At 59.0% G+C, this 25,272-nt stretch carries 27 protein-coding genes and 1 tRNA gene; 17 read left to right on the top strand and 11 right to left on the bottom strand.

The genetic code is table 11. From position 1 onward, the window contains the following. Positions 1 to 40 precede the first annotated feature (40 nt). Both ribA and ACXYMP_RS01995 read left to right on the top strand, forming a co-directional pair. On the top strand, positions 41 to 1,120 hold the full coding sequence (ribA, locus tag ACXYMP_RS02000) for a GTP cyclohydrolase II (RefSeq protein WP_458904006.1): 1,080 nt from the start codon (positions 41 to 43) through the stop codon (positions 1,118 to 1,120). Positions 1,121 to 1,137: 17 nt separating this feature from the next. Further along, a complete protein-coding gene (locus tag ACXYMP_RS01995) occupies positions 1,138 to 1,629 on the top strand; it encodes a L,D-transpeptidase family protein (RefSeq protein ID WP_458905296.1) in 492 nt (163 codons plus the stop codon). Here the strand turns inward: ACXYMP_RS01995 and ACXYMP_RS01990 are convergent. Both ACXYMP_RS01990 and ACXYMP_RS01985 read right to left on the bottom strand, forming a co-directional pair. Beyond that, a complete protein-coding gene (locus ACXYMP_RS01990) occupies positions 1,626 to 2,279 on the bottom strand; it encodes a YggS family pyridoxal phosphate-dependent enzyme (RefSeq protein ID WP_458904004.1) in 654 nt (217 codons plus the stop codon). The two genes, ACXYMP_RS01995 and ACXYMP_RS01990, sit on opposite strands and share 4 nt — an antisense overlap. A gap of 96 nt (positions 2,280 to 2,375) precedes the next feature. Then, positions 2,376 to 3,212: a porin gene (locus tag ACXYMP_RS01985; protein ID WP_458904002.1), complete on the bottom strand. Its 837-nt coding sequence runs from the start codon at positions 3,210 to 3,212 to the stop codon at positions 2,376 to 2,378. Between the two features lie 296 nt (positions 3,213 to 3,508). Here ACXYMP_RS01985 and ACXYMP_RS01980 point away from each other — a divergent pair, with 296 nt between their 5' ends. The 5 genes from ACXYMP_RS01980 to ACXYMP_RS01960 all read left to right on the top strand — a co-directional run bounded on the left by ACXYMP_RS01980 (position 3,509) and on the right by ACXYMP_RS01960 (position 8,735). Continuing rightward, complete coding sequence (locus ACXYMP_RS01980) at positions 3,509 to 4,024, top strand: DUF3576 domain-containing protein (RefSeq protein WP_298566986.1); 516 nt, start codon at positions 3,509 to 3,511, stop codon at positions 4,022 to 4,024. A gap of 74 nt (positions 4,025 to 4,098) precedes the next feature. Further along, a complete protein-coding gene (gene leuS / locus ACXYMP_RS01975; protein ID WP_458903999.1) occupies positions 4,099 to 6,642 on the top strand; it encodes a leucine--tRNA ligase in 2,544 nt (847 codons plus the stop codon). Further along, on the top strand, positions 6,629 to 7,126 hold the full coding sequence (locus tag ACXYMP_RS01970; RefSeq protein ID WP_298566984.1) for an LPS assembly lipoprotein LptE: 498 nt from the start codon (positions 6,629 to 6,631) through the stop codon (positions 7,124 to 7,126). The genes leuS and ACXYMP_RS01970 overlap by 14 nt, the downstream gene beginning before the upstream one ends. Beyond that, the gene (gene holA / locus ACXYMP_RS01965) at positions 7,123 to 8,148 is read left to right on the top strand and encodes a DNA polymerase III subunit delta (protein ID WP_458903997.1); all 1,026 of its coding nucleotides are present in this window, start codon (positions 7,123 to 7,125) and stop codon (positions 8,146 to 8,148) included. Before ACXYMP_RS01970 ends, holA begins: the two co-directional genes overlap by 4 nt. Then, positions 8,145 to 8,735, top strand: coding sequence for a glutathione S-transferase family protein (locus tag ACXYMP_RS01960; protein WP_458903995.1), 591 nt, complete (start codon positions 8,145 to 8,147; stop codon positions 8,733 to 8,735). The genes holA and ACXYMP_RS01960 overlap by 4 nt, the downstream gene beginning before the upstream one ends. Here the strand turns inward: ACXYMP_RS01960 and ACXYMP_RS01955 are convergent. The 4 genes from ACXYMP_RS01955 to ACXYMP_RS01940 form a co-directional block, all read right to left on the bottom strand. Next, positions 8,726 to 9,907, bottom strand: a complete 1,182-nt coding sequence (locus ACXYMP_RS01955) for a TIGR03862 family flavoprotein (protein ID WP_458903993.1) — start codon at positions 9,905 to 9,907, stop codon at positions 8,726 to 8,728. The genes ACXYMP_RS01960 and ACXYMP_RS01955 overlap by 10 nt on opposite strands. Beyond that, a complete protein-coding gene (locus ACXYMP_RS01950; RefSeq protein ID WP_298566979.1) occupies positions 9,904 to 11,229 on the bottom strand; it encodes a mechanosensitive ion channel family protein in 1,326 nt (441 codons plus the stop codon). The genes ACXYMP_RS01955 and ACXYMP_RS01950 overlap by 4 nt, the downstream gene beginning before the upstream one ends. A 196-nt stretch (positions 11,230 to 11,425) precedes the next feature. Beyond that, the gene (locus tag ACXYMP_RS01945; RefSeq protein WP_458903991.1) at positions 11,426 to 12,037 is read right to left on the bottom strand and encodes an enoyl-CoA hydratase/isomerase family protein; all 612 of its coding nucleotides are present in this window, start codon (positions 12,035 to 12,037) and stop codon (positions 11,426 to 11,428) included. Beyond that, on the bottom strand, positions 12,034 to 12,789 hold the full coding sequence (locus ACXYMP_RS01940; protein ID WP_298566977.1) for an SDR family oxidoreductase: 756 nt from the start codon (positions 12,787 to 12,789) through the stop codon (positions 12,034 to 12,036). The genes ACXYMP_RS01945 and ACXYMP_RS01940 overlap by 4 nt, the downstream gene beginning before the upstream one ends. Positions 12,790 to 12,901: 112 nt before the next feature. On the opposite strand from ACXYMP_RS01940, the gene ACXYMP_RS01935 reads away from it, so the two are divergent. From ACXYMP_RS01935 to ACXYMP_RS01920, 4 genes are all read left to right on the top strand, one after another. Continuing rightward, positions 12,902 to 14,248, top strand: a complete 1,347-nt coding sequence (locus ACXYMP_RS01935) for a TldD/PmbA family protein (protein ID WP_458903988.1) — start codon at positions 12,902 to 12,904, stop codon at positions 14,246 to 14,248. Beyond that, positions 14,241 to 15,014 carry an inositol monophosphatase family protein gene (locus ACXYMP_RS01930; RefSeq protein ID WP_458903986.1) on the top strand — a complete coding sequence of 258 codons (774 nt, stop codon included), beginning with the start codon at positions 14,241 to 14,243 and terminating at the stop codon, positions 15,012 to 15,014. Before ACXYMP_RS01935 ends, ACXYMP_RS01930 begins: the two co-directional genes overlap by 8 nt. A 95-nt stretch (positions 15,015 to 15,109) precedes the next feature. Further along, on the top strand, positions 15,110 to 16,150 hold the full coding sequence (locus tag ACXYMP_RS01925; RefSeq protein WP_458903984.1) for a LacI family DNA-binding transcriptional regulator: 1,041 nt from the start codon (positions 15,110 to 15,112) through the stop codon (positions 16,148 to 16,150). A 45-nt stretch (positions 16,151 to 16,195) separates the two neighbouring features. After that, positions 16,196 to 16,272, top strand: a tRNA-Arg gene (locus tag ACXYMP_RS01920). A 10-nt stretch (positions 16,273 to 16,282) separates the two neighbouring features. Here ACXYMP_RS01920 and ACXYMP_RS01915 read toward each other — a convergent pair. Together ACXYMP_RS01915 and ACXYMP_RS01910 are read right to left on the bottom strand one after the other, a co-directional pair. Then, positions 16,283 to 16,948, bottom strand: a complete 666-nt coding sequence (locus tag ACXYMP_RS01915) for a winged helix-turn-helix domain-containing protein (RefSeq protein ID WP_298566972.1) — start codon at positions 16,946 to 16,948, stop codon at positions 16,283 to 16,285. A gap of 10 nt (positions 16,949 to 16,958) precedes the next feature. Beyond that, positions 16,959 to 17,243: a hypothetical protein gene (locus tag ACXYMP_RS01910; protein ID WP_298566971.1), complete on the bottom strand. Its 285-nt coding sequence runs from the start codon at positions 17,241 to 17,243 to the stop codon at positions 16,959 to 16,961. Positions 17,244 to 17,399: 156 nt separating this feature from the next. On the opposite strand from ACXYMP_RS01910, the gene ACXYMP_RS01905 reads away from it, so the two are divergent. From ACXYMP_RS01905 to ACXYMP_RS01890, 4 genes are all read left to right on the top strand, one after another. Then, the gene (locus tag ACXYMP_RS01905) at positions 17,400 to 17,963 is read left to right on the top strand and encodes a hypothetical protein (RefSeq protein ID WP_458903981.1); all 564 of its coding nucleotides are present in this window, start codon (positions 17,400 to 17,402) and stop codon (positions 17,961 to 17,963) included. Between the two features lie 119 nt (positions 17,964 to 18,082). Further along, positions 18,083 to 18,721, top strand: a complete 639-nt coding sequence (locus tag ACXYMP_RS01900) for a ribonuclease HII (protein WP_298566969.1) — start codon at positions 18,083 to 18,085, stop codon at positions 18,719 to 18,721. A 112-nt stretch (positions 18,722 to 18,833) separates the two neighbouring features. Then, positions 18,834 to 19,934: a site-specific DNA-methyltransferase gene (locus ACXYMP_RS01895; RefSeq protein ID WP_298566968.1), complete on the top strand. Its 1,101-nt coding sequence runs from the start codon at positions 18,834 to 18,836 to the stop codon at positions 19,932 to 19,934. A gap of 181 nt (positions 19,935 to 20,115) precedes the next feature. Continuing rightward, positions 20,116 to 20,739 (top strand): glutathione S-transferase, encoded by a 624-nt coding sequence (locus tag ACXYMP_RS01890; protein ID WP_298566967.1) that lies wholly within the window; start codon positions 20,116 to 20,118, stop codon positions 20,737 to 20,739. On the opposite strand, the gene ACXYMP_RS01885 is transcribed toward ACXYMP_RS01890, so the two are convergent. Together ACXYMP_RS01885 and ACXYMP_RS01880 are read right to left on the bottom strand one after the other, a co-directional pair. Further along, the gene (locus ACXYMP_RS01885; protein WP_458903978.1) at positions 20,736 to 21,875 is read right to left on the bottom strand and encodes an alkane 1-monooxygenase; all 1,140 of its coding nucleotides are present in this window, start codon (positions 21,873 to 21,875) and stop codon (positions 20,736 to 20,738) included. The genes ACXYMP_RS01890 and ACXYMP_RS01885 overlap by 4 nt on opposite strands. Before the next feature lie 53 nt (positions 21,876 to 21,928). Beyond that, positions 21,929 to 22,969, bottom strand: coding sequence for an A/G-specific adenine glycosylase (locus ACXYMP_RS01880; protein ID WP_458903976.1), 1,041 nt, complete (start codon positions 22,967 to 22,969; stop codon positions 21,929 to 21,931). Positions 22,970 to 23,049: 80 nt separating this feature from the next. On the opposite strand from ACXYMP_RS01880, the gene ACXYMP_RS01875 reads away from it, so the two are divergent. Further along, on the top strand, positions 23,050 to 23,565 hold the full coding sequence (locus ACXYMP_RS01875) for a DUF721 domain-containing protein (RefSeq protein WP_298566963.1): 516 nt from the start codon (positions 23,050 to 23,052) through the stop codon (positions 23,563 to 23,565). A 15-nt stretch (positions 23,566 to 23,580) separates the two neighbouring features. Further along, positions 23,581 to 24,240 (top strand): DsbA family protein, encoded by a 660-nt coding sequence (locus tag ACXYMP_RS01870; RefSeq protein WP_298566962.1) that lies wholly within the window; start codon positions 23,581 to 23,583, stop codon positions 24,238 to 24,240. Positions 24,241 to 24,269: 29 nt separating this feature from the next. Here ACXYMP_RS01870 and lpxK read toward each other — a convergent pair whose 3' ends face one another. Next, the gene (gene lpxK / locus ACXYMP_RS01865) at positions 24,270 to 25,265 is read right to left on the bottom strand and encodes a tetraacyldisaccharide 4'-kinase (protein WP_458903973.1); all 996 of its coding nucleotides are present in this window, start codon (positions 25,263 to 25,265) and stop codon (positions 24,270 to 24,272) included. Positions 25,266 to 25,272: the final 7 nt, after the last annotated feature.

Below are 25,272 nucleotides of genomic sequence, written 5' to 3'. Positions count from 1 at the left end.
CGTGACAGTTCCCACTAACTATGGGGCTGAAAGGACCACCATGACGCTTGCCCCCAACCAGACAGAGCTTTTGGCCCGCGCCCGCGCCGATCTGCGCATGGGGGTGCCGGTGATGCTGACCCGTGGAGCGCGTACGGTATTGGTTGCGGCGGCCGAAACGCTGTCATCGGGAAGGCTCGCGGATATGCGCACCCTCGGCGCCCCTGTGCTTGCCATCACCCCGCGCCGGGCAGACACCCTGAAGGCGCGCGCCTATTCCGATCAGGTTGCCCGGATCGAGCTACCTCGGGACGCCGGCTGCGACTGGGTCGCGTCCGTTGCAGACCCAGCCGATGACCTGACCCACCCAATGAAAGGGCCGTTTCGCACGGTTCGCGGCGGGAATGATACGCTGGAGGCGCTGTCCATCGCGCTGTGCAAAACCGCCCGACTTTTGCCCGCGACCTTGGTGATAGACGTCTCTAACGCGCGGGAAATCGCGTCTCAGGACAACCTGACGACCATATCGCTGGACGACGCCATCGTGGACGATCTGTCCCTGTCTTCCGTCATCCACGCCCGCCTGCCCCTGTCCGTCAGCGACGCCGGTCGCCTGCACATCTTCCGCCCAAACGATGGCAGCGAAGAACATTACGCGGTTGAAATCGGGCGCCCGTCCCGCGACGAACCGGTTCTGGCGCGCCTGCACTCGGCGTGTTTCACCGGCGACGTGCTGGGCAGCCTGAAATGCGACTGCGGCCCGCAACTGCACACCGCGCTAGCCCGGATGGGAGAGGAAGGGCGCGGCATCCTGCTCTACCTCAACCAAGAGGGGCGCGGCATCGGGCTTGCCAACAAGATGCGCGCTTATTCGCTGCAAGACCAAGGGTTTGACACGGTCGAGGCGAACCACCGCTTGGGCTTTGAGGATGATGAGCGCGACTTCCGCATTGGGTCCGAAATCCTCAAGTCTCTGGGGTTCTCATCCGTGCGCCTGATGACAAATAACCCGCGCAAGGTCGCGATGATGGAGGGTGCTGGCATCCACGTCGCCGAACGCGTGCCGCTGAAAGTGGGCAAAGGCACACACAACGCGGATTATCTGGCGACCAAGGCGGCCAAATCGGGGCATCTTCTGTGATCCCCCGTCGCGGCGACATGGTTGTCACACGTTGGGGCGCGCGGTTCATGGGGCGACGCTTTCCCGTCGCAATCGGGCGCGGTGGCATGACCAATGACAAGCGCGAAGGCGATTTGGCCACGCCACGCGGGGTCTGGCGGATGGTTGGTGGTGGCTTTCGGGGGGACCGGACGACACCCCCACAGACCGGCTCAATTCCGGTGCGCCCCATTGGGCTGCGCGACATCTGGTCGGATGATCCTAACGACCCGGCCTATAATCATTGGGTCACGGCAAAGGATTACCCGTTCAGCCACGAAGCCCTGCGCATGTCCCCGCGTCTTTATGATCTTGTGCTGATAAGTGACTGGAACTGGCCCGTCGCGGAGCCCGGCAAGGGGTCTGCCATCTTCATTCACCAATGGCGCAAACCGCGCCACCCAACCGCCGGGTGTCTTGCCTTTGCACCCGACGATCTGCGCTGGATCGTCGCGCGCTGGACACCACGCAGCCGGATAATCGTGCGCTAGCCGTAGTCCCGCTCGCCAAAAATCGCAGACCCTACCCGGACATGCGTCGCACCTTGCGCAATCGCGCTTTCGAAATCGCTGCTCATCCCCATGGAAAGCTGCGTGAGCCCGTTGCGCTTGGCCATCTTGGCCAGCAGTGCGAAATGCAGGCTGGGTTCTTCATCAACGGGCGGGATACACATCAGACCGACGACGGGCAGACCCAAGTCGCGGCATTCGGCGACAAAAGCGTCCAGATCGTCGGGCATGATCCCGGCCTTCTGAGGCTCCTCGCCGGTGTTCACCTGAATGAACAGTTTCGGGCAATGCCCTTCTTCTTCGGCGATGCGGGCGATGGCGCGGGCCAGTTTGGGGCGGTCAACCGAATGGATCACGTCGAACAAGCCCATCGCCTGACGGGTCTTGTTGGATTGCAGCGGGCCGATCAAATGCAGCTCGACCCCGTCGAAACGCGCTTTCAGGTCCGGCCATTTGCCAGCGGCTTCTTGCACCTTGTTCTCTCCGAAAACGCGGTGGCCTTCTTCAAGCACTGAAACGATCCGTTCCAGCGGCTGAACTTTGGAAACTGCAATCAGCTTGGTCGATCCCGGCGCACGACCTGTGCGGGTTTCTTCCTTGGCGATACGATCCTGGATATCTGAAAGCGGCATGGGCACCCCGGTTGTCTGATGGTTCAGATACAGGTGTCCCAAAAGAAAAGAGCGGGCACAAGGCCCGCTCTTCCCTAAGTAACTAATCCGTTAGGATTAGAATACCATGATGATGCCGAGGTCAGCAACGGTCACGCCGCCAACTTCACCGACGCCAGCGTTGACGGAAGCACCGCCACCCAGGTCGTATTTAACACCAATGCCGTATGCGTCAGCCGAAACACCAGCAACGTCGACTTCCGAGTAAGCGGCGGTCACACCAACTGCACCCATGGTGTAGCCAGCAGTGATACCGTAGGAAGTGATGTCAGCATCGTCGGCGCGCGAATACAGAGCGTTCAGCGAGAAGTCAGCGATATTAGCGCCAGCTTTCACGTGGAATGCGCTGCCAGCAGCGATGTTGCCCCAGTCATCATAACCGATGCCGAAGTTGTAGTCGCCCATGTTGTAGGTGGCGGCGATCGAGAAGTTCTCCATGCCCTGCATGTCGTACGACATTGCAACACCGAAGTCACCGAAGGTGCCATCATACATCACGTTGCCCATGTCGGCAGCGTCAACCAGAGCTTCTGCAACGTTGTCGGTGCCGAGGCCCGAGTAACCGATGTCCGACAGACCCAGTTTTGCGTCAACAGCCGAACCAACGTTACCAACCGAGAACTTGCCGAAGCCGCCTTCGATATAAACAGTGGTTTGGTCGACCAGGCTAGCGCCATTTGCGGTCGTGATGTCGAAGTCTGCGCCGAAGCCCAGGCCGCCATCAGTTTCACCAGTCATCGAAACCGACAGAGTGGTGTAGTAGTCGGGCGACCAGTCGCCAGAAACGTCGTCGTAGATGAAGCCCATACCGGCTTCGCCCGAGAAGCTGATTTCAGCGGCAGCAAAGCCAGCCGAAGCAACCAGGGCGGTCGAAGCGAAGAGAATCTTTTTCATTTCGTTTTCCCTCATGTGTTTTCAAGAGTGCACCTCAATTCAGGGAAATCCGAATTGAGTATGATGGTTCAATCTACCTTTCCGCCGAGGTTTGCAAGAAATGCTAAACCAGAATTCGGATTGCGGCCGGAATTGGTGCTTCTATGCCACAGTTTCGCCAAGCTCATCATCCCGATCACAGGAATACCCGTCTTTTCCAGCGGTTTGGCGTGCACGGGCCGCTTTTGGGAAAACGCTTGCTCGCCTCATGGCCCTTATATACTAACAAGAGGAAATTGAGGAAACGGGGCTGTTTTATGCGCATCGTCAAGTCTGTCGCATTCGGGATTTCATTGGTTGGCATTCTCGGGCTGTCTGCCTGCGGTGGCGGTAGCGGATCTGCCGGGTCCGGCAATATCTTTGGTGGTTCTGGAAACAACCAGCAGCAGGGTCAGGCGATTCGCCATACCCCTCAAGCAGAAGAGCCGCGTGAAACCATCTGGGATCTGTTCAAGAACGTGGACGACCCCAATACCACGGTCGAGGTGAACCGCTATATCTGGAACGCTTCGTTGGATGTATTGAGCTTCATGCCGGTTCAGGCGGCTGATCCTTTCTCGGGTATCATCGTCTTTGGCTTTGGTCGTCCGCCCGGTGGCGGCACCGCCCATAAAGCCACCGTTTATGTGCGCGACCCCGCGTTGGACGCCCGGTCGCTGTCAGTTGCGCTTTATACAAGCTCCGGTCCGGCCAGTGCCGAAGCGGTGCGCAAGGTCGAAGATGCGATCCTGACCCGCGCGCGCCAGCTGCGGATTCGTGACGGCAACCTCTAGACCCGGATCGACCATAGGAATAAGACAAGCGCCGGGCCACACGCCCGGCGTTTCTACATCAAGGACACGACCCCATGTCGCGATACACCGCCGCCGATATCGAACCGAAATGGCAAGAAGCCTGGGACACGGCCGGGATTTTCACCGCCAAGCGAGATGAAACCCGCCCCAAGTATTATGTGCTTGAGATGTTTCCCTACCCATCGGGCCGCATCCATATGGGGCACGTGCGCAACTACACCATGGGCGACGTGATCGCGCGCTACAAATCTTCCTGTGGTTACAGTGTGTTGCACCCGATGGGATGGGATGCGTTCGGGATGCCGGCTGAAAACGCGGCAATGGCGCAGGGTGGCCACCCCGGCACGTGGACCTATGACAACATCAAGACCATGAAGGGTCAGATGAAGCCTTTGGGCCTGTCCATCGACTGGTCGCGCGAATTCGCCACCTGCGACCCGGAATATTACGGCCAGCAGCAATCCATGTTCATTGATTTCATGGAGCGCGGGCTGGTTTACCGCAAGAACGCCACGGTGAACTGGGATCCGGTCGATATGACCGTTTTGGCCAATGAACAGGTGATCGACGGCTGCGGTTGGCGATCCGGTGCCCCGGTGGAGCGTCGCGACCTGACGCAATGGTTCTTTAAGATATCTGACTACTCCGGCGAGCTATTGGACGCATTGGACGGTCTGGACAACTGGCCCGAGAAGGTGCGCACCATGCAGGCCAACTGGATTGGCAAATCGCAGGGTCTGCAATTCAGCTTTGAACGCACCGATGGCGGCGAGATTGAGGTCTATACGACCCGCCCCGACACGCTGATGGGCGCGTCCTTCATCGGTATCTCGCCCGACCACCCAATTTCCAAGGCACTGGAAGCCGAAAACCCCGAGATTGCCGCCAAACTTGCCGATATGCGCAAGGGTGGCACCACGGAAGAAGCCATCGAAACCGCCGAGAAGCTGGGCTACGACACCGGCCTCCGCGTGAAACATCCGCTGCACCCGAATTGGGAACTGCCGGTCTGGATCGCCAACTTCATCCTGATGGATTACGGCACCGGCGCGATCTTCGCCTGCCCGGCCCATGACCAGCGCGACCTCGATTTCTGCCGCAAGTATGATCTGCCGGTGATCGACACATTCCTGTCGCTGGACGATCCGCAACCCGTCAAGAATGACGCCTTCGTGCCGCCAAAAACCGAAAAAGTGAAATGGATCAACCACTTCGCTGATTTGGACGAGGCCACGGGCGACGAGGCGATAGAGGCCACCATTGCGTTTGCCGAAAAGGCAGGCTGGGGCAAAGGCGTCGAGAAGTTCCGCCTGCGCGACTGGGGCCTATCCCGCCAGCGCTATTGGGGCTGCCCGATTCCCGTCGTTCATTGCCCCGACTGCGGCGTTGTGCCTGAAAAGAAAGAGAATTTGCCGGTCAAACTGCCCGAGGACGTCACCTTCGACGTGCCCGGCAACCCGCTGGACCGTCACCCCACATGGCGCGACTGCAAATGTCCGTCCTGCGGCAAGCCCGCCCAGCGCGAAACCGACACGATGGACACGTTTGTCGATTCGTCCTGGTATTTCGCGCGTTTCACGTCCCCCAACGCGGCCACGCCCACTGATATGGACGACGCGTCTTATTGGATGAATGTCGACCAGTATATCGGCGGCATCGAACACGCGATCCTGCACCTGCTCTATTCCCGCTTCTTTGCCCGTGCGATGAACATCTGCGGCCATCTACCCGACAAAGCGATCGAGCCGTTCAATGCGCTGTTCACGCAGGGCATGGTGACGCATGAAATCTATGTCACACGCGATGAAAACGACCGGCCCGTGTATCACTTGCCCGAAGACATCGAGTGGACCGAAAGCGGTGCGCGCCTTGGGGCCTGCGGGACCGAGGTCGAGGTCATCCCATCCGCCAAAATGTCGAAATCCAAGAAGAATGTGGTCGATCCGGCGAACATCATCTCATCCTTCGGGGCAGACACCGCCCGCTGGTTCGTGCTGAGCGATTCGCCCCCCGAACGCGACGTGGAATGGACCGCGTCGGGTGCGGAAGCCGCAGCCAAGCACTTGGCCCGCGTCCACGCCACCGCCACCAAGATCGCGGAAATGGACGATGCAGACGGCGATGACACCGACCTTCTGCGCGCCATGCACAAGGCGATCCATGATGTGACGATGGGCATTGAAAGCTTCGGCTTTAACGCCGCCATCGCCAAGCTTTACGCCTTTCAGAACGCCATCGCGAAGTCGAAAGCTGGCGGCAAGGCCCAGAAACAAGCGATGCAAGCACTGGCCCAGTTGATGAGCCCGATGACCCCGCACCTGTCGGAAGAAATCTGGCAAATGCTGGGTGGAGAAGGGCTGGCGGCCCAAGCCCCATGGCCCAAAGCGGACGAGGCGATGCTGGTCGACGACACAGTCACCCTGCCCATCCAGATCAACGGCAAACGGCGCGCAGAAATCAGCGTGCCGAAGGATATGGACAAGGCCGAGGTTGAAAAACTGGCGCTGGCCGAGGATGCTGTGATCAGGGCGCTTGATGGCAAGTCGCCCAAGAAAGTCATCGTGGTTCCGGGGCGCATTGTGAATGTCGTTGTCTGATCGCCGGTTTTTCCTGACCTCATTGGTCGCCACGGCGGCGCTATCCGCTTGCGGATTTACCCCGGTCTATGCGCCGGGTGGGTCGGCTGACGGGTTGCGCGGGGCCGTAACCATCGCCGCGCCGTCCGACGCCAACAGCTATGAACTGGTAAAACGGCTGGAAGAGCGGTTGGGCCGCAACCTCGCTGCGCCCTACAAGCTGGACTATACGATCACCACACGCGCCGAAGGTGTGGGCGTCACGCCGCGTCAGGAGATCACGCGCACGCAGGTGCTTGGCGCAATCGAATTCGCCGTGACTGCGATTGCGACCGGTGAAGTCGTGCAGCAAGGCAGCGTGTCAAACTTCGCGTCCTATTCGACCGAGGGCTCGACGGTTTCGACCGCTTCGGTGGAACGCGACGCCTATCGGCGCCTGATGGTCTCGCTGGCCGACCTGATGGTTACGCGGTTCGCGGCGACCTACTCGGGCTGGGACGAATGAAGCTCGCGCCACGCGATGCCTCTCGGTATTTCGCCAAGCCTGACACCGGGCGCACTGGCGTTTTGATCTTTGGCGGCGACGCGATGCGCGTTGCGCTGAAACGGCAAGAGCTGATCAAAAACCTAATTGGTCCTCAGGGCGACGAAGAAATGCGTCTGACCCGCATTTCCGCCGGTGAATTGCGGAAAGATCCGGCGCTTCTGACCGATGCGATCAAGGCGCAGGGGTTTTTCCCCGGCCCGCGCGTTGCCTTTGTCGAGGATGCCACTGAAACCATCGCCGATGTGATCCTGTCCGCGCTGGACGGCTGGAAAGACGGGGACGCGCAGGTCGTGGTAACGGCGGGCAACCTGAAGCCGCGCGGCAAGTTGCGCAAGCTCTTTGAAGGTCATCCCAACGCGTTTGCAGTTGGCATCTATGATGACCCCCCGTCGCGCGACGAAATCGAGGCAGATCTAAAGCGCGCCGGCGTCGGCCAGGTTGGCCCCGAAGCGATGAATGAGCTGGTCGGCCTGTCACGTGTGTTGGACCCAGGTGATTTCCGGCAAACCGTAGAAAAGCTGGGGCTCTACAAGCTTTCCGACGCAAGCCCGGTGACCCCGGATGACGTGTTGGCCGTCGCGCCGGCTTCCGTCGAAGCCGAAATGGACGACCTTCTGCACACGGTTGCCGAAGGCCGATCGGGCGAAATCGGCCCTCTTTTGACCCGATTGCAGGGCCAAGGCAGCGACCCGGTCTGGATTTGCATCAATGCGACCCGACATTTCCGGCTTTTACATGCAGCCTGCGCCGATCCGGGCGGCCCCGGCCAAGGTATCAACCGTCTGCGCCCGCCGGTTCACTTCAAGAATCGCGACCGCATGGTGCGACAGGCCCAGCAATGGGGCCTAAGGCGGCTTGAACAAGCGTTGGAAATTCTGGTCGAAACAGACCTTACCTTGCGCTCTGCGCAAAAGGCCCCGGTGATGGCGTTGACGGAACGCATGTTGATCCGGCTGGCAATGTTAGGTAGCCGAGCATGAACTATACCGTTATCGGACCAACCGTGTCCCGCACCTTCCGGGTCCTCTGGATGCTAGAGGAGCTTGGCCAAAGCTATGCGCGGATGACGCACCCTCCACGCTCTGACGCACTCATGGCGTTCAACCCGGCTGGCAAGGTGCCGGTGCTTTTGGATGGCACGGCGGTTCTGACGGACAGCACCGCGATCATCCAGTATCTGGCTGACAAACATGGCGACATGACACACCCTGCAGGGACGATCGAACGAGCACGGCAGGATGGATTTACCCAGTTCATCCTTGATGAGCTGGACGCAACGTTGTGGACGGCCGCACGGCACACCTTTGTCCTGCCCAAGGAAAAACGTGTTCCCGAGGTGAAACAGAGCCTGAAATGGGAGTTTTCCCAGTCGATTGACGAGCTGATGCGACGCAAAGGGGATGCGCCCTTCCTGATGGGTGAAAAAATGACCGTGCCGGACATTCTAGCGGTGCATTGCGGAACATGGGCGATTGCGGCGGGTTTCCCACTGGAGAACACCGATTTCCGCGCTTACGCCAAACCTCTGCGAAGCCGTGGGGCGTATCAACGCGCCTCTCAGGCCTGATTGCGCACCCAATTTGCCGCCGCGCGCCCGGCGTGGTGACCGGTTGCAAAGCAGGTGGTCAACAGATAGCCGCCCGTTGGGGCGTCCCAATCCAGCATCTCGCCGCAAGCGAAGACGCCGGGAAGGGCACGGATCATCAACCCATCATCCAGCGCATCAAAGGACAGCCCGCCCGCAGTCGAAATCGCTTCATCTATTGGGCGCAGGCCTTTGTGGCGGATCGGCAGCGTTTTGACCAAGCGCGCAAGTGCCTGCGGATCGCTTGGGAGGGGGCGCGAAAACTCCTGAAGCAGCGCAATGCGCGCGGGATCAAGCTTGAGCGTCTTTCGCAGATGGTTCGACAAGCTTGTCTTGCCTTGGGGTTTAGCCAACCGCGCGGCAACATCCGCCAACTCACGCCCAGGAACCAGATCAACCGTCAACGCCGCTCCCTGACGCACCGCACGGCTGATTGCATAGATCGCACTGCCTTCCAGCCCACGCGACGAGATCACGAACTCACCAAGCACTGTGCGATCACCGGCGGTCAAACGCGCGGGCTTTATGGGCGCGCCGAAGTGCCGCTCCATATGCGGCGACCAAGCAACGCGCAGACCCGCATTCGAGGGCGCAAACGGCGTGCAATAGACACCCTTTTGCGCAAGGATAGAGACCCATTTTCCATCTGACCCCAATCGCGACCAGCTTGCCCCGCCCAATGCCAGCACCGTCACGTCGGGGGTCAGGATCTGCCTGCCAGATGGGGTCTGAAACTCAACCGAACCACCGTCCAGTCCAACCCAGCGCCAGCCTCGGTTCAGGGTGACGCCGCGCGCTTGCAATTGCGCCAGCCACGCGCGCAACAGCGGTGACGCCTTCATCGCTTTCGGGAACACCCGGCCCGAACTGCCAGTGAACACCGACTGTCCCAAGCTCTGCGCCCATCGCTGAACATGCTCGGGGCCAAATGCAGCGACGATCCGACGCAAGCTTTCCGGTCCATGGATATGGCCCAGAAAATCCTCAAGCGGTTCGTCCTTGGTCAGGTTCAGGCCGGATTTACCCGCCATCAGAAACTTGCGCGCTGGCGATGGCTTGGCGTCGGCGATTGTGACCAACAGGCCTGCTTCGGACAATTGGGATGCCGCCATCAGCCCAGCAGGGCCCGCACCGATGACGAGCGCACGTTTCACGAAAGCGCTTTGTCCGGGGTCTTCATTTCGACCACACGATGCGGATATGGGATTTCGATGTTGTTGGCCTTCAGCGTCTTCCAGATCTGCATCATCACACGTGGTGTGAATTTGTTGCGACCATCGTCAATACCGTTGACCCAGAACTCCAAGGCGAAATCGATGCCGCTGTCGCCAAAGGCGCGCAGCTCGCAGTCGGGCATATGTTCGTCGCTGTCAGTCAGCACGAAATCAAGCTTCGCAACTTCGGTTTCGATGATCTCGGAAAGAGCTTCAATGTCGGTATCATAGCTAACGGAAAAGGGTGCCTCATACCGGTTTGCGCTGCCTGCGTCCGAATAGTTCACCACCCGGGTGGTGATAAAATGTTCATTGGGAACCACGATCCAACGGCCGTCAAACGTCTCTAATATGGCGGCGCGAGCGGTCATTTTGACGATGGTGCCTGCTTCTCCGCCATCAAGTTCAACATAGTCGCCAACCGTCGCTTGCCCTTCCAAAAGCAAGATGACGCCCGAAATGAAGTTCGAGGCGATCTGCTGCAAACCGAAGCCAAGACCGACACCGATCGCACCACCCAGAACCGCCAACGAGGTCAGGTTGATGCCCATGATGTTCATCAAGATCAGAAAAGCGGCGCCAAAAATTCCGATCTCGGCCGCTTTGGCCGCCAATTCGCGCGTGGCGGGGCGCATTTCTTTCTGCTGCTTGATCGCCTGCACGGTTTGATCGTTCGACCATCTGCCAAACCAATAGATAAGGCCGCTGATTACTGCAAAGCGGATCGCGAACAGCAGCGAGAAGCTCATATTGCCCAGCGGCACGATCGTTTCGTCCAGCTTAGTCGCCACCGGGCCCAAAAATCCGACAGCATAAAGTGCGGCCACCGGCACCAGAACATACTTGCCAATCAGCTTCAGGAACGGATCCTTGAGGATTTGACGCGCGAAAGCGCGCACCGCAAGGAACAGAAAGACCCGTTTCCCAAACGCAATCACCGCTCCGGAGCCAAAGACCGATCGGGTCACCTGTTCGCCCAGCGCGGTGAAGGCCCACGCCAACAACGGCATCGTCAGCGGCAAGAAAATCAGGGTGAAAAGTCGAGCCTTGGCAATCAGGTTCGTGCGCTCCTCCGCGGGCGTCAGAACCTTGGTCAGAAAGGGCGCGAGCTTGCTGTTCACCACCCGCGCAGCAAGATAGGCCACCACCAGCACCGCGAATTGCGACCACGCCGCCGGAGACAGCAGCCACCCTTCCGCGATCTCCCACGCCTGAGTCAGATAGGCCAACGCCTGATCCAGAATTTCCGGGCGGCTTTCCATGTCCATCCCCTTACAGAAAGAGTCCTTGTGAAACTGTTCCGCATGGATAGCGGTTTGACCTCAAAGGGCAAGGATTCTGTGCTTTTGGCGCGACTTTGGGTGAAAAGCGGCGCTATGGAATGGTGTCATAGCCGACGAGGTTCATCTAAGAGAGTCACGCAACAAATGGCGCAATTGGGGTTGGATAGAGCCACAATCACCCCATCATCGCTTTCATCCGGGCGACATGCTGGGCGGTTTGCCCGCGCGCATGTTCAGCCAGCTCCAAGGCCGCTCGCATTAGGTCATCTGCCGGCACGACGCGATCAATCAGGCCCCACTGCACCGCTTCGTCAGCCGATACTTTTTGTCCTGCCATAAGGATCATCTTGGTGCGCGCCGGACCGATCAAAGCCTCCATTCGCGCCGGATCAGATGGTTGCGGCAAGAACCCCAGCTTCATCACCGGATAGAAAAATTTCGCTTCTGGCACGGCGATACGCAAATCGCACGCCAAGGCCATGCCGAAAGCGCCCCCAGCCAGCGTTCCGTTCAGGGCGGCAATGGTCAGGCAAGGCGCTGCGGCAATCGCGCCGGACAGCCGTTCCCATACGTTGTCAGTGGCCAAACCTGCGCGCGCCTCGTCCAGATCTGCGCCAGCTGAAAACACCTTGCCTGCGCCCGTTAACAACAGAACGCGCGCATCACCTGCTGCGTCTTGAGCAATCTGGCCAAGCTCTTCAAGCATCGTTTTGGTCAACGAATTTGCTTTGTCAGGGCGGTTGATTGTAACCGTCCAGACGCCGCCCTCTTTTGTGACGTCGATCATCCGCGAACCTTTGCGCGGTCACGAATGTCTTCTTCCCGCAGCGAAATCTCTTCGCCCAGAAATTCGTCTGCATCATCACTGCACATCCACAAAAGTGCGCGCGCGGGCCATTCCGGAGGGATATGGTCGGACCATTTCAGTTGCGCGACGGCGTTGATGCCGGATGACTTGATCTCGCGCTGCATCTGCGTGGCCACTGTTCCGGGCGACAGGCCCATGGCGCGAATGCCTTTGCCCGCACCTTCTTTGTGCAGCGCCTTGGTCATCATGTGAACGCCAGCCTTTGAAACACAGTAGTGCGCCCAACCCTCCAGCGCGGTATGTGCCGCGCCTGAGCTGATGGTCAGGACCGAGCCGCTTTTCTGGGCGGCCATAATCGGCATCACGGCACGAATGCCGTAGTAAACGCCTTTCAGGTTCACGTCGATCACGTGACCCCATTCGGCCGGATTAGAGTCTATTATCGGCCCAATTGGGTCGATAATTCCGGCGTTATTGATCAACACATCAACGGTTCCGAAGCGTTTCACCGCAGCGTCGACAGCGGCTTTCACATCTTCCCAGCGCGAGACATCACAGGGCACCGCAAGCGCCCGGTCCCCGATCGCTTGTGCAATGGCGTTGATTTGCGAAGTTCCGCGCGCGGTCAACACCACATTCGCGCCAGCTTGGGCGAAGATATGCGCGGCAGCCTCTCCTATCCCGCGGCTTGCGCCGGTGATCAGAACTGTTTTTCCGGTCATGTCAGTCATCATCATTCCTCCCTTGTTTCTGTGCTAGCGCAGCGCGCGTCGTTAGGCCAGAGACACCTTGCGACCACGCCCGTCGATCGTTACCTGAAGGACAGACCAAGAAAGGACCATCATGACCGACACGCTTGAACGGCTGACCCAACACCTGCTGGATGCCGCCCGCAACGCTGGCGCCGACCAGGCCGATGCGCTGGCCGTCGATGGAACATCGCTGTCCATCGACGTGTTGAATGGCAAGCTTGAACATGCTGAACGGTCCGAGGGCATTGATATCGGGTTGCGGGTTTTGGTGGGGCAGCGGCAAGCCTGCGTTTCGGCCTCTGACACCTCGGCCCTGACCATCGAAACGATGGCTGAACGTGCGGTGGCGATGGCGAAAGAGGCACCAGACGATCCCCATATTCGTTTGGCAGAGGCGCCTGATCTGGCGCGCAGCTGGGATCTTGATGCGCTGGAGCTTATTGACCCGGCAGATGAACCCGACCCCGCCATGCTGGAACGCGACGCAGCCGAAGCTGAAGCCGCAGCTTTGGCGGTCAAGGGAGTCACACAAGTGTCCACCAGTTCTGCAGGCTATGGGCGGCATCAGTTTCATTTGACCACCAGCAATGGCTTTTCGGGGGGATATGGGCGCACAAACCGCGCCATTTCGGTCGTAGCAATTACCGGCGAGGGCGCTGCGATGGAACGCGACTATGCAGGTGAAATGCGGACGTTTCAGGCAGATCTGCCCAGCGCGCATGAGATCGGCACCAAGGCCGGCAATCGCACAGTCGAACGAGCGGGCGCGCGCAAGCCCCCGACTGGCGCTTATCCGGTTTTGTTTGATGAACGCATTTCCTCGTCGCTGGTCGGACACCTTCTGGCCGCCGTAAACGGGGCGTCGATTGCGCGAGGGTCGTCGTGGCTGCGCGACGCCTTGGGGGAACAGGTTTTGCCTGACGGGATAGACCTGATCGAGGACCCGCATCGCCCCCGGATATCCGGTACACGCCCTTTTGATGGCGAGGGGCTGGCAACCTATCGTCGCAAAATCATCGACAACGGCATGCTGACTGGGTGGACGATGGATCTTGCCACCGCACATAAGCTGGGCTTGAAAAGCACGGCAAGCGCCTCGCGGGGCACATCGTCTCCACCCTCGCCTTCGATCTCAAATGTGACCCTAACGCAGGGCAATATGACCCGCGATGATCTGATTGCCCAGATGGGCACGGGGCTTTTGGTCACGTCGATGATTGGGTCCACAATCAACCCCACGACCGGGGACTATTCGCGCGGTGCGTCGGGGTTCTGGGTTGAAAACGGGCAAATCGCCTATCCAGTGAATGAATGCACCATCGCGGGCAATCTTCGCGATATGCTGGGGCGCATCATTCCTGCCAATGACGCCGAAACCCATCTTAGCCGGATGGTTCCAAGCCTGCTGATCGACGGGATGACGTTGGCCGGTGACTGATGACCTTTCCCTTCTGATCGACGCCGCGCGCGAAGCTGGCAAGCTGGCAACCGGCTATTTTCACGGCGACGCCCAGCGCTGGGACAAGCCCGGGGGGCAAGGCCCCGTGACCGAAGCCGATCTGGCAGTGGACCGAATGCTGCGCGAAGGTCTGACCAGCGCGCGCCCCGGATATGGCTGGCTGTCAGAGGAAACCGAAGACACCGCGGCGCGGCTGGATGCAGACCAAGTCTTCATTGTCGACCCGATCGACGGCACCCGGTCTTTCATCGAAGGGTCACGAACCTGGTCCCATTCTCTGGCCATCGCCCGCAATGGCATCGTCGAGGCAGCCGTTGTCTATCTTCCCATGCTGGACAAGCTTTACGCCGCGGCGCGCGGACAGGGGGCGACCCTGAACAACACGGCGCTTTCCGTCAGCGCCCAATCTGACGTGACTGACGCGACCGTGCTTGCGACGAAGGCCAATTTCGAGCCTTGGTTTTGGACTGACGCAAAGGCACCGCCCGTGAACCGGCAGTTTCGCAGTTCGCTGGCTTATCGGTTGGCGTTGGTGGGCGAGGGGCGGTTTGACGCCATGCTGACCCTGCGCCCGACCTGGGAATGGGATGTTGCGGCCGGAAGCCTGATCGTCGAAGAGGCCGGCGGCAAAGTCTCTGACAAATCACGGCTGGCTGCGCGCTTCAACAACCCCACGCCGCAGCTGTCGGGCATGGTGGCTGGCGCGCCGCAACTTCATGATGCTTTGGTCAGGCGTTTGGTCTAGGCCTGTTAGTCTAACATCGCAGTGAAAAGAGGGCATTGCCAAGCTTCACTTTATCGCTAACATGTGTGCAATAACAGACATGCTAGGACAGTTTCGTGACTGATCGACCCACCCCCCCGAACCGCCGCCCGCTGACCCTCAGGGACGTTTCCGAAGCCTCTGGCGTCAGCGAAATGACGGTCAGTCGGGTGTTGCGAAATCGTGGAGATGTCAGCCAGGCGACCCGCGAACGGGTTCTGGAAGCCTCGAAAGAGCTTGGCTATGTGCCCAACAAAATCGCCGGTGCGCTTGCCTCGCAGCGGGTCAACCTTGTGGCTGTGATCATCCCATCCCTCAGCAACATGGTGTTCCCCGAGGTGATGACAGGCATCAACGAAGTGCTGGACGAAACGCCTTTGCAACCCGTTGTTGGCGTCACCAATTACAAACCCGAACGCGAAGAAAAAGTCCTTTACGAAATGCTGTCATGGCGGCCCTCCGGCGTGATCATCGCTGGGCTGGAGCATTCGGATGCATCCAAGGCAATGCTGAAAGCAGCCGGCATTCCTGTGGTCGAGATCATGGACACCGATGGCGAGGCGATCGACGCCTGCGTGGGTATTTCGCACCGACGTGCCGGGCGCAAGATGGCGCAAGCAATCCTGAAGGCCGGGTATCGCAACATTGGATTTCTTGGCACAAAGATGCCGCTTGATCACCGCGCGCGGAAGCGGTTCGAAGGCTTCACCGAGGCGCTCGCCAAAGAAGGCGTCGAAATCGCGGATCGTGAGTTCTATGAAGGCGGATCCGCCTTGGCCAAAGGTCGCGAGATGACCGAGGCCATGCTGAAACGCACACCAGAAATCGACTTCTTGTATTACTCCAACGATATGATCGGTGCGGGCGGTCTTTTGTATTGCCTTGACCAAGGCATCGACGTGCCAAGCCAAATCGGGCTTGCCGGTTTCAATGGGGTCGAACTGCTGGATGGCCTGCCGCGCCAGCTTGCCACAATGGATGCCTGTCGCGCCGAGATCGGCCGCGCGGCGGCCCGGATCATCGCCGACCGCAGCGCCGAAGATGGTGAGGCTGGCGGCGGAGAACGGATTGAGCTGTCGCCCAAGATCGCCGCCGGAGACACGCTGAAACGGCGCTAAACCACGCTGGACAAGCCGTTTTCTGATCACTATCCCAACCCAAACGGCCCCGTGGCTCAACTGGATAGAGCAGCCCCCTCCTAAGGGGCAGGTTGCAGGTTCGAATCCTGCCGGGGTCGCCATCGCCCAGCGTCAGAGCATTCGGATCACATCTTTGTCGATCGACAGCATGTAGCCGCGCCGCGCGATCGTTTTCACCAAAAGCTCGCTCATCAACTGGTTGCCCAGCGCATCGCGCAGGCGTTTGATGCGGGTGGCTCCAGCGGCTTCGTCGCAATCAGACGGATCACGGCCAGAAATCAGCCCCTCAAGCTCGGACCCAGACAGCACCTCTTCATCCATACGCGCCTCCGCAAGGGCAGACAGGGTTTCGATGGCGGCTTCGGTCAGGGAAAACTCCATGTTGTTCAGATAGACAGTCCTTTCTTCGCGGCTGATCAAAAGCGAATTGACCTGAATACCGGCGCGCTCAATCTCGCTCATGCGGCGGTTGAGGCCGATGATAGTGATGAGAAAGACCAAGGCGGCAATCAACAGCGCGGTCGAAAACACCAGCAGCACGAAAATGACCATGCGGTAGCTGGTCAACGTATCTGCAAATGCCGTCCCTGACTGTGCAAGAATCTCCAACAGTTTGATTTCCGCACCAGACGTCAGCCCGTCGTTTTCGACGAAGATCTGTTCGACGCGCGCATTGAACGCGTTGGCATCTGGCAAAGTCATGAACAACAGAACGGCGGCAACCAAAAGCACGCCGACGATTGTCACAATTCCTAGTGTCACGATGCGGTTTGACATGCGTCGTGCGTCAGTAGCGAAGGAAGTAGGCTCCGGCACTCTCTTTCCTTTCTGCAAGACCTGCTTCGTCAAAAATGGACTGCACCTTCAGAAGAAGCCAGCCCTGATCGGCAAGCCGCGCCCGGATCTGGGTCGCCGCGGCCTTCCGGTTTTCACATGCCGTTTCAGGCAATTCCATTACACCATAGTGCAATTTCAGGGGATCATCCTGCTTGGCCTTGTAGTCCGCATAACACCCAGCCTGAGCGGGCAGGGCAACGGCAGCAAGCGCAAGGGAAAAGAGTATCTGTTTCATCATGCGCCAACCATGCGGTGGGACCGGTGGTTATTCAATATCAAAGCCATGGCCAGGGCATGACCTGTGGCTGTTATTGCCTGTCAAAGCAGCAATGGGCGACGGTTTCTACACCTTCCCCGCGTCCCTTGGATGCCTTTTTTGAAAGGAAACATGATGACCCGCTGCTTCACCGCTTCCCCCTTGAAAATGCTGCTCAGTGCGGCATTGGCGCTGGCGCTGGCGACCTCGCCGGCGACTGCACAAGACACGCGCCAACTACGTAAAGACGATTCCGATATTGCACCATTCCTTGCCGCCATTCTGGGCATTGCGACGATTGGTGTCCTGTTGTCTGACAAAAAAGACGACGCGCGCAAGCCCGTCGCAACCCATCGCCACGGTGGACACCGCCCGCATGTGCACCGGCCGCATGGTCACCACCCACATGGGCACCCCTCAAAGCGCCCGCACAAACCGGTCGCAAAGACCCCCCATAAGGTCGATCGCTATAACGCGCTTCCTGCCTCTTGCCTGAAACGGTTCGACACGCAGTTCGGTCGGTCGAAATACATGGGCAGGTCTTGCCTGCAAAAGCGCGTCGATCGGCGTGTGAAGCTGCCCCGCGCTTGCTTGGACACCATCGTTGTGCGCGACAGATACGGTAAATACGTGCCGCGCGATGTTTATGAGCCGGTGTGCTTGCAGAACAAAGGGTTTCGCATCGTGCGGTCCCGCTAGGCCCATCGAGCCGCGGGGCACCATCCCCTTAACCCGGTGCGCCGCCAAACTGGCGGGAGGTTTCCTCCCGCCCTTTTTTTTTGCTTGCGGGCCTTGGCAGGATGGGCCACCCAAAGGGCATGACCAAGCCTTTGCCTGACTTCAGCTTTGAAACCGCCGCTCTGTCGCGCGGATATTGCCGTGTCGCGGGCGTGGACGAGGTGGGGCGCGGCCCGCTGGCTGGCCCGGTAACCGCCGCTGCGGTCGTGCTTGACCCGAACAATATCCCCGAGGGACTAAACGATTCCAAGGCGCTGTCTGCGAAAAGGCGCGTCGCGCTTTACGACCTGATTGCCGCGACCGCGGATGTTTCCATCGCGCATGCTTCGGTTGAAGAGATCGACGAGATCAACATCCTGCGCGCCAGCCATCTGGCCATGGAACGCGCTGTTGCCGGGCTGATCCAAGCCCCGGATCATCTGCTGATCGATGGAAATATGACCCCCCGTGGACTGACCATTTCCTCTGAGACCATCATCAAAGGAGACGCACGGTCACTGTCGATTTCCGCCGCTTCGATCGTCGCCAAAACCTGTCGGGATCGGATCATGGTGGATTTGGCGCAACAGCATCCGGGCTATGGTTGGGAAACGAACGCAGGATACCCGTCAAAAAGCCACAGGTTGGCGCTTCAAAATCTTGGTGTGACCCCACACCATAGACGTTCGTTCAAGCCGGTACACAATATCTTGTATCAAGATAAATATGTAAGTGACTGATTCAAAAAAGAATTTGACGGCGAATCACCTTTGACTCATTCTGATCTCATCAGAACGAGCGCTTCAATGCGCCACCAAAGAGCGCAAAATGCGCCGGGTACAAGAGGCAGAAATGACGACGAAAACCAAAGCAAAAGCGGCTGTAGACCTGCCGCTGAATCAGATTATTGATGGTGATTGCATCGAAGTGATGAACAGTCTGCCGGAAAACTCGGTCGACCTGATTTTCGCTGATCCGCCTTATAATTTGCAGTTGAAGGGTGATCTGCACCGTCCTGACAATTCAAAGGTCGATGCCGTCGACGACCACTGGGACCAGTTTGACAGTTTCAAAGCCTATGACCAATTCACCCGCGCATGGCTGAGCGCCGCCCGTCGTATCCTGAAGCCCAACGGGGCGATCTGGGTTATCGGATCTTACCACAATGTCTTTCGCATGGGTGCCGAGCTTCAGAACCAAGGGTATTGGATTTTGAATGACGTGGTGTGGCGCAAGTCCAACCCGATGCCGAATTTCCGCGGCAAACGCTTTACCAACGCGCATGAAACAATGATCTGGGCGTCGAAAGGCGAAGGCTCGAAATATACGTTCAATTACGAAGCCCTGAAGGCGCTGAATGAGGGTATTCAGATGCGCTCTGACTGGGTGCTTCCGATCTGCACGGGCCATGAGCGTTTGAAAGATGAAAATGGGGACAAGGCGCATCCGACGCAGAAACCGGAGTCGCTGTTGCACCGCGTCCTTATCGGCTCGACCAACCCCGGCGACGTGATCCTCGACCCTTTCTTCGGCACCGGCACGACGGGTGCCGTTGCCAAGATGCTGGGTCGCGATTTCATCGGGATCGAACGGGAAGAGGCGTATCGCAAGGTCGCGGAAAAACGCATCTCGAAGATCCGCAAGTTCGACAAAGAAGCGCTGACCACCACGCCGTCGAAACGCGCCGAACCGCGAGTTCCGTTTGGCCAGCTTGTCGAACGCGGCATGCTGCGCCCGGGCGAGGTTTTGACCAGCCCGCGTGGCAAAACTGCCAAAGTGCGCGCTGACGGAACGTTGATCTCGGGCGAAGCGCGCGGCTCGATCCATCAGGTGGGGGCCGCACTTGAAAGCGCGCCCAGCTGTAACGGCTGGACCTATTGGCACTTCAGGCAGGACGGAAAGAAAGTTCCGATCGACCTGCTGCGCCAACAGATCCGAGCCGAAATGAACTGATCCTGAAATCTGTGCGACGCAGATCCCTGCGCGCGCAATACGAGGTACCGCCTGTGCCTGTGGCCCGCCGCCACGGCACTTCTCAACTGACCCCGCCCTGCATTGGGTGGGGTCTTTTTTTGGTCGGTTGCAATCGCAGGTTCAGTGCGAAATCATCGTGCCAAACCGCAAAAGGTCGCCCATGATCCCGATCCTCTATTCCTTTCGCCGCTGTCCCTATGCAATCCGCGCCCGGTTGGCGATTGCCAGCAGTGGCGTTCAGGTCGATCTGCGCGAGATCCTGTTGCGCGACAAACCGCAGGCCTTTCTGGACACTTCCCCTTCAGCGACGGTGCCTTGCTTGCTGACGGATCAGGGCGTTGTGGATGAAAGCCATGACATCATGCTTTGGGCGCTGCGCCAGCATGACCCCGAAAACCTGCTGCTGATGCCAGATGCCGGTGACGCCTTGATCCAGACCTTCGACGGTCCCTTCAAGACGGCGCTGGACCTGACCAAATATGCCGTGCGCCATCCGCAAAGCGACCCCGAGGCAACGCGGCAAGACGCGATGACATTGCTGGCGGCGTTGGAAAACCAGCTGACCAAAGGTTGGCTGTTCGGCCCGTCCCCGCGGCTTGCTGATCTGGCGATCCTGCCCTTCGTGCGCCAGTTTGCGATGATCGACAAACCGCGCTTTGACCGTGACGCGACACCACGCGTTTCCGCTTGGTTAGAGACTTTTTTGACCAGCGACCGGCTTGCTCGCGTCATGCACAAATATCAGCCATGGCAACCGGGTGATGCGGTGATGCCTTTCCCCTAGCGGATCGGCGGAGGCGGCAAACTACCCGCTTTATAGGCGCTCCAATCCTCGATCTCGGGGTAATGCAGCTTTCGCCAGGCGCGAACGCGCGGGTTCATCACGCGCCGCCACAGGGGTGGGATCAAAGCTGCAACGGTCATCACCGGATAGCCCTGCGGCAACTGCGGCGCTTCGGCATCGGGATAGGTCTGCAACAGTGGAAACCGCCGCGCCGGCTTGTAATGGTGGTCCGAGTGCCTTTGCAGGTTGATCAGCAGCCAGTTTGACGCCCGATGATCAGCATTCCAGCTGTGATGGGGCATGACGCGCTCATACTTGCCATCCCCAAGGTGTTTGCGGGTCAAGCCATAGTGCTCGATATAGTTAGTCAGCTCTAACTCCCAGATCGCGACCAAGGCCTGAAAAACGAACAGGGCAAGGCCCAGCCAGCCACCAATCAGAACCGCAAGGATCAGAGCAACCAATTGAAGCGCACCATAGCGCCAGAACGGGTTGCTGCCATCCAAGGGCGACAACTTGCGCCGCGCCAGCATTGCTTTTTCGGCCTTCCAGGCAGATATCGGCGCTTCGCGCACCACGCGCAGGAAGAACCGGTGGAACCCCTCGTTATAACGCGCGGTCACCGCATCGCGGCTGGTGCCAACGTGGGGGTGGTGCACCAGCAGATGTTCCGTGCGGAAGTGGCTGTAGAGCACAGTTGCCAGAAGCAGATCGCCCAGCCAGCGTTCGAACCTGTTGGATTGGTGCATCAGTTCATGGCTGTAGACGATGCCGACGGTGCCTGACAGGACACCTACGCCAAAGAAAACACCGAACTTCTCGGCGACGGACAGGTGGGCGGCGCCGGTGACATACCAAATCATGCCATAAATCATAACGAATTGAATGGGGAACCAGACCACGGTGATCAGCCGATACCACAATAGGTCTTTGTCCGAAATCTCTGGGTCGGCATTCTTGGTGTAGCGCCCGATCAGGGCATCCAGCGCTGCATACAGCCACCACGTGCCAAGGGGTGGCAACAACAAGAACCAGCCGCCTTTCGTCGCCGCGATATAGACCAGAACTGGCAGCAATATCGAAATACCGAATGGCGCTGCGTTACGAAATCGGGAAACCGTGGATGCCGGAACCATGGTGTTGTCCTTTTCTGCCCCTCACCGATCTATAGCGACGAAGCAAGCGGCTCTCAATCCGCGAGTAAAGCTGTCGCCACGTCAAACGCCTTGCGCATCACGGTCGGAAGGTCCGACGGGCGGATCTTGTGAAACGAACCGACACGGGGTTCGGCGTGCGTTGGCACTTGGGCGACGCGCAGATTAAGGATCAGGTGGAAATGGGTGAAGGTGTGCCGCACCTCTACGCCGGGGTCCTGCCATACCGCAGTGATCGGAGGGGCTTCGCTGGCGACATCGCCCCATGCCGCGCCAGGCCAGCCCAACATGCCCCCCAACAGCCCTGTGTCAGGGCGGCGTTCAACCAGCCACAGACCATCTGCGCGACGCGCCAGATAGGCTATGCCATGACGAACGGGCTTTGGCGCTTTCGGTTTGCGGGCGGGAAGGGTGGCTTGCAGACCATTTTGACGCGCCAAACAGGCTCTATTCCACGGGCAAATACCACAGGCTGGGGATTTCGGGGTGCAGATCGTGGCCCCCAGATCCATCACCGCCTGCGCATAGTCGCCGGCCCGCATTGGGGGTGTCAGGGTGGTGGCAAGCTGCTTCAACTCAGGTTTGGAATCAGGCAATGGCGTTTCGACCTGAAACACCCGCGAGATCACCCGTTCAACATTCCCATCGACCACCGTTTCGGGCAAATCATAGGCGATGGCAGCAATGGCAGCCGAGGTATATGGCCCGATGCCGGGCAGCGCCTCCAGCTCGGTGCGGGTGGTCGGAAATCCACCCATTCCTGCCACAAGCCGCGCGCATTTCAGCAGATTGCGCGCCCGCGCGTAGTATCCAAGCCCCGCCCATTCCCCCATGACGCGCGCATCTTCGGCAGCGGCCAAAGCGTCGACGGTCGGCCAAAGTGTCATGAATCGGGTGAAATAGTCCCTAACGGCGGCGACAGTTGTTTGTTGCAGCATGATCTCGGACAGCCAAACCGCATAGGGATCGGGCGCCCTTCCAGCGGCCCGATCACTTGGCGCAACCCGCCACGGAAGCGTTCGGGCGTGGACGTCATACCACGCCAGCAACTCGGCAGAATTCGGCGCGTCACACAAGTGTTATCCCCTTTCCAAGCTTTGCACTGGCATAGCAACTGCAACAGCTTAAAATAGGGGCAAATCTAGGATGTGCCAGCTTGAAACAATCGACAGGATATCAGCGCCGCAAGAAGGGCTTTGAAAGGACATCGAGCCTTCTGTCGACGCGCATCCGAAAAACAAGCGAAACGCGCGGTTTCGCTGTTACGCGCGTCCTGACCCATTGGGCCGAGATTGTCGGCGCGGACACCGCAGCAATCGCAAAACCTGTTGATATCTCTTATGGACGCGGTGGCATGGGGGCCACGTTGACTGTTTTGACGACTGGCGCCCAAGCTCCCATGTTGGAAATGCAAAAAGACAAGCTGCGCGAAAAGGTGAACGCCGTCTATGGATATAACGCCATCGCCCGCGTAAGGATCACGCAGACCGCTCCGACCGGCTTTGCCGAGGGGCAAGCCCAATTTAATCCGGCACCGAAGCGCGAATCAGTAGCCGATGACGCAACCCGCGCCCGCGCAGCAGAGGCAACAGCAGACGTCGCTGATGCAGGCCTGCGCGACGCGCTTCAGACACTGGCACAAAATGTGCTGATGAAGAAAAAGACATCATAGAGGCTGAACCATATCATGACCCGAATTCTTCCTATTTTGCTTGCCGCCGCACTTCTGATCGGTGGCGGCGCGTTTTACATGAGCCAGAACAACGGGTCTGTGCCCGGCGTTAACGTGGCCGAAGCCCAAGACACCGATGCAGCGGTCGAACCCGCAAAGGATATGGTTCTTGGCGACGAAAACGCCCCGATCACAATGATCGAATACGCCTCTTTCACCTGTCCGCACTGCGCCAATTTTCACGAGGACATCTTCAAGAAGCTGAAAGAAAACTATGTGGATACAGGCAAGGTCAAGTTCATCCACCGCGAAGTGTATTTCGATCGCTTTGGTTTGTGGGCAGGCATGATTGCCCGCTGCGGCGGGGATGATCGCTATTTCGGGCTTACCAGCATGATCTATGCCGGCCAGAAGGAATGGATCGCCGATGGGGACCCCAGCCTTATTCTGGACAACCTGCGCAAACTGGGTCGCACAGCTGGCATGACAGATGACCAGATGAACGCCTGCCTTCAGGACGAAGCGATGGCGCAAAGCCTGGTGGCCGCCTACCAGACCAATGCCGCGGCCGACGAGATCAACGCCACACCGTCCTTCGTCATTGACGGGACCAAGTATTCTAACATGTCATACGAAGATTTCGCGGCCCTGATTGATGAAAAGCTGGGCAGCTAGAAGCAAGGGTTAGAGCTTGATTTCAGGCTCTAGCCTATCCCAAAGCGGGCCAAGGCGCTGTCAATCTCAGCCCAGTCGTCTACGGAAAGTCGCACCGGAACTGTCAACACCCGGCGCCGGAAGCTATCCGGCAGGCGAACGGCGTCTTTTTCGGTCGTCACGAGCTGCGCGCCAAGTGACGACGCTTCGAATTCCAACCGTTTCATAAGCGGTTCGGTCAATGGCTGGTGGTCCGTCAGCGCCTCTGCACGAAGCAGATTGGCTCCAAGATCACGAATGGTGGCGAAAAATTTTTCCGGGTGGCCAATGCCGGCAAATGCCAGAACATTCAATCCCTGCCAATCCATGCCTGTTTGCAACGGTGTCAGGAGACCCGTGGCATGTGGGCAAGTGATATGCCGCTGCCATTCCGACACAAACCGCGTTTGAGCGTTTTCAGGGCCAATTGACAAAAGAATGTCCGCGCGCTTCAACCCTTCGTCAATGGGTTCGCGCAGGGGTCCGGCCGGTATGCAGCGCGCATTTCCAAAGCCCTTTACCGCATCGACCACCACGATAGAGACACTTTTGGCAACGGCTGGGTTCTGAAACCCGTCATCCATCAGGATGATGTCCGCGCCCGCTTGTTCGGCCGACTTCACGCCTTCCGCGCGATCACGGGCGATCCAGACTGTCGTGAAAGCAGCCATCAAAAGCGGTTCGTCGCCAACCTCGGCTGCGGTATGGTGCCGTTCATCAACTTGCAGCGGGCCTTCAAGAGCGCCCTTGTGACCCCGCGACACCACATGCACTTGATGACCGCGGTCTGACAACCGCTGTGCCAGTGCAATGGTCGTAGGCGTCTTGCCTGTGCCGCCTGCGTTGATGTTGCCGATACAAACAACCGGAACAGTTGCCTGATACCCCGTGCCCTTTGCCAACCGACGCGCGGTTGCGGCCCCATACACCCACCCCAAAGGCGCCAGCGCGCGTGCGCGCCAGTTCGGACGGTCAGGGGGGGTAAACCAGAAACCAGGCGCTCTCATTCGCACA

The sequence above is a fragment of the Aliiroseovarius sp. CAU 1755 genome (assembly GCF_054482655.1).
Note: the sequence above shows the minus strand (reverse complement) of the source record. Positions and strands in the feature narration are given on the sequence as shown.